This window comes from Proteiniclasticum sp. C24MP (assembly GCF_043951855.1).
In the GTDB taxonomy this organism is placed as follows: Bacteria; Bacillota; Clostridia; order Clostridiales; family Clostridiaceae; genus Proteiniclasticum.
The window spans coordinates 1-3,008 of the sequence record NZ_JBINJW010000055.1; the positions used below are offsets into that span (position 1 = coordinate 1).

The 3,008-nt window shown below is 48.8% G+C and carries 3 protein-coding genes; all 3 read right to left on the reverse strand.

What is annotated here, in order from left to right; genetic code table 11:
* Nucleotides 1-95: 95 nt before the first annotated feature.
* From ACHAL6_RS15465 to ACHAL6_RS15475, 3 genes are read right to left on the reverse strand one after another with little or no spacing between them, the layout of a single operon-like run.
* Nucleotides 96-896: an ExeA family protein gene (locus ACHAL6_RS15465; RefSeq protein WP_084234476.1), complete on the reverse strand. Its 801-nt coding sequence runs from the start codon at nucleotides 894-896 to the stop codon at nucleotides 96-98.
* Nucleotides 889-2,244 carry a DDE-type integrase/transposase/recombinase gene (locus tag ACHAL6_RS15470; RefSeq protein ID WP_395271550.1) on the reverse strand — a complete coding sequence of 452 codons (1,356 nt, stop codon included), beginning with the start codon at nucleotides 2,242-2,244 and terminating at the stop codon, nucleotides 889-891. The genes ACHAL6_RS15465 and ACHAL6_RS15470 overlap by 8 nt, the downstream gene beginning before the upstream one ends.
* Nucleotides 2,245-2,301: 57 nt before the next feature.
* Nucleotides 2,302-2,781 carry a DUF6431 domain-containing protein gene (locus ACHAL6_RS15475; RefSeq protein ID WP_395271551.1) on the reverse strand — a complete coding sequence of 160 codons (480 nt, stop codon included), beginning with the start codon at nucleotides 2,779-2,781 and terminating at the stop codon, nucleotides 2,302-2,304.
* Between the last annotated feature and the right edge of the window lie 227 nt (nucleotides 2,782-3,008).

Below are 3,008 nucleotides of genomic sequence, written 5' to 3' on the forward strand. Positions count from 1 at the left end.
TGTTAATGCTGAATTTAAATGTCTGAAAACTGACGGTGTCCAGTGTCCGCAAACTGCTGGAGAAAATGGCAAGCTTTTTGGGCTTGCCATTTTCATTAAGTCAACTCTCCATTGATGACCAGCTTGATCATGTGGTCATCAATAATTCTTTTCCCATTCTGGGATCCATAGATCAGAGAGCTGGTACAGACTTTATTGACCAGCCTCGCAGATCCGCCGGAGAATCTGTAGATCATTTCGATTGCTTCGTCCGTGAAGATGTCGCGGTCTGTCCCGGCATAGCTCAGGTGGCTGCTCAAGTACTCCCGTACTTGGGAATGATCCATGGGATGAATCTTGCACTGGATATCGATTCTCTGTCGTATGGCCGTGTAGGACTGCATCTGCAGCTTGTCCCAGAGTTCTGTCTGACCCACCAGAATCAGAGCGAGGGGACTCACGGCATCCATCTTGAAGTTCAGCAGGAAGCGGACTTCCTCCAACATTTCCCGGTCCAGTAGATGCGCTTCATCGACAACGACTACAGGTTGCTTCTTGTGGAGTCCCTTCATAAGTTCGACTTCCTTGTGCAGCTGCCTCTTGGCATCACCACGGTAGAACTTGGACTCTGCGCCCAGCTGATCCAGGATTCCCTTGTAGAAGTTTCTGGGAGTGAGTTTCGAGTCTGCAATATACATCAGTGTATACTTGCTGCCATCAAGTTCCTCTTTGAACCGCCTGACAGCGGTGGTCTTCCCCGTACCGCATTCCCCTGTGAGGACACAGAACAGTTGCCGCTCGGCAACATAGAAGAGCCTGCCCAGCGTCTCCGAGAGTGTGCTGGACTGATAGAGGTCCTTCGGCGGGATATCCCGTGAAAAGGGGGTTCTTGCGAACCCGTAGAACTCTTCATACATTGCCGCCACCCTCCTTTCTCATGTGTCGGAAGGATATGGCTGTGGCAGAGTTCTTCTCTTTTCTCTTCTCATTCTCTCTTTCTGCAGCATCCAGCAGTCTTGAAGCCGTAGGCTTTATGGCAGTCAGGTATTCCGGAAGAACAGGCTTTTCTCCGACTTTCTCACCGATGTTGAGCTTCTTTGCGGTAAGAGGAAGATCTTCCTGATATTCAACAGTAAGGATTTCTGTATTACTCGGATCATAGATGATGTCCACTTCCCGGCCTACATAGGCCAGACCCACCTCATACTTTACACTGCTGAAACTGATGCATCCGCTCTTGTCCACTCTTCGTTTCTCGGCATGGAGAAATGCGTTGGAGACGGTTTCCACAGGAAGAAATTTCAGAGGCTTGGGATCAAGATTGTAGGCTTCTACAGGAGTCTTCCCGTTCAATGCGGAATGGGGCTTGTTCTGGTAGCATTCTTCCAGCCAGATCCAGAAGCGCTCATTCATCTGCTCTAGAGTTCTGATGCCATTGTCCACTTTGTATTCATCAAGAAAGCGGTCGATGTTCTGGTTGAACCGTTCAATCTTTCCGGTTCCTTCGGGTGAATACGGTTTTGCGTAAAGCAGGCGTACGCCGAGCTTTGCGCAGGTTCTTCCCATCCACTTGGTCTTGTACTGCTTCCCGTTGTCGAAATACACGGCATCGGGAACACCGTACTTCAGGATGGATTTGCGGAAACAGTCCTCCACAATGCTCTGGGTCAGATTTGGATAGAACTCCGCATGAAGAATCATCCTGGTGGCATCGTCGAGGAAGGCCACTAGATAGACCTGCTGCAGCTTCTTGCCGGGTCCTATGGGCAGATAGCATCCGTATTTGATATCGGAGTGCCAGAGCTTGTTACGGTTCCGTTTCTGGAACCGTCTGGTGGCTAGGCCGCCGGAACTGTAGATGGCCATATGTTTTCCGCTGAACCCCTTTTCCTGCAGGTTCTCCTGGAGTGTGCTTCTCTTGATGGCCCCTTTGGAAACCAGACCGTCCCACTCGAGGATCCTGATGATCTCGGCGACGCTTCTGCTGGGTACCTCCTTACGGAGCCTTATGGCTTCCTCAAGGACATGGGGTGGGATGGCTCTCACTGATTCACTGGATCTGGTTCTTGGAATCAAACCGGTGAATCCTTTGGTCCTGTAATCCGAAATGTATCGTCGGATCGTTCTTTCGGAAAGTCCTGTCTCACGACAGATCCTTTCTCTGATCATTCGGGCTTCTCCCCGATCCAGGTCGTGGGAAAGAAGGGGCGCAATAAGCATGGCCCTTTGGGTTGCAATGTCTTGAGCTTTCTCTTTGTCTTTCATGTCATACCTCCATTTTTTAGGTTATGACATGATTCTATGCAATATCTTTCCGGACACCTACGCCAACCGGGTATGTACCCATCTGTTATTATTCACCAGTATCCGGACAAGCCTCTTCAGCCAGCCCGAACTGTTCTCCACAAAGAAATGTATCCTGCCGAGTATGGATCCGGGCAGATCGGATGGTCCAATCCCGGAACTCTGAAAGTGTGCAGTATATATGCTTAACAAGCCTCCTACCAGAGCGTCAGCTCTGTCAATGAACCATTTCCTGATTCTTGCGATGGTGGACTCTTCTGCGGGGGTATCCTGGAAGTCATTGGCTATGATTTTCTCGAAGGTGGCTGCTGTATGCATTTTGTAGGGAACAACAACATCAGGCAGTTCGTGATGTATCCTGCGACAGTTTTCATTCATACATCTCAAGCGCCTTACAACAAGTCTTACAGTCTCTCCTCCAGTATCAATCATCTTTCTCTTCCTAGATCCGATGACTTTAAGTTCCCCCATGCAGATGGGGCATATACTCTTCTCCATACTCCGAACGAAAAATACTCTTTTCGGTATTCCATTCCAATTCAAAGTCTGATACAATTACCATGCTAATTAATTTAGTAGGGGACCCTTTCCAATCGCTCTGCGCGAACTTTGAGGTTGGAAGGGTCCCTTTCCGTTCTCCTTAAATACTCTTAAGGAAAGTATATCCGTCAATTTACGGACAGGCAACTCTGTCAGCTTTAAGTCATTTGAAATTAGCTAAAACA

Coding starts and splice junctions, on each gene's coding strand:
- ACHAL6_RS15465 (WP_084234476.1), bottom strand. CDS start 896: ATGTATGAAGAGTTCTACGGGTTCGCAAGAACCCCCTTTTCACGGGAT.
- ACHAL6_RS15470 (WP_395271550.1), bottom strand. CDS start 2,244: ATGAAAGACAAAGAGAAAGCTCAAGACATTGCAACCCAAAGGGCCATG.
- ACHAL6_RS15475 (WP_395271551.1), bottom strand. CDS start 2,781: ATGGAGAAGAGTATATGCCCCATCTGCATGGGGGAACTTAAAGTCATC.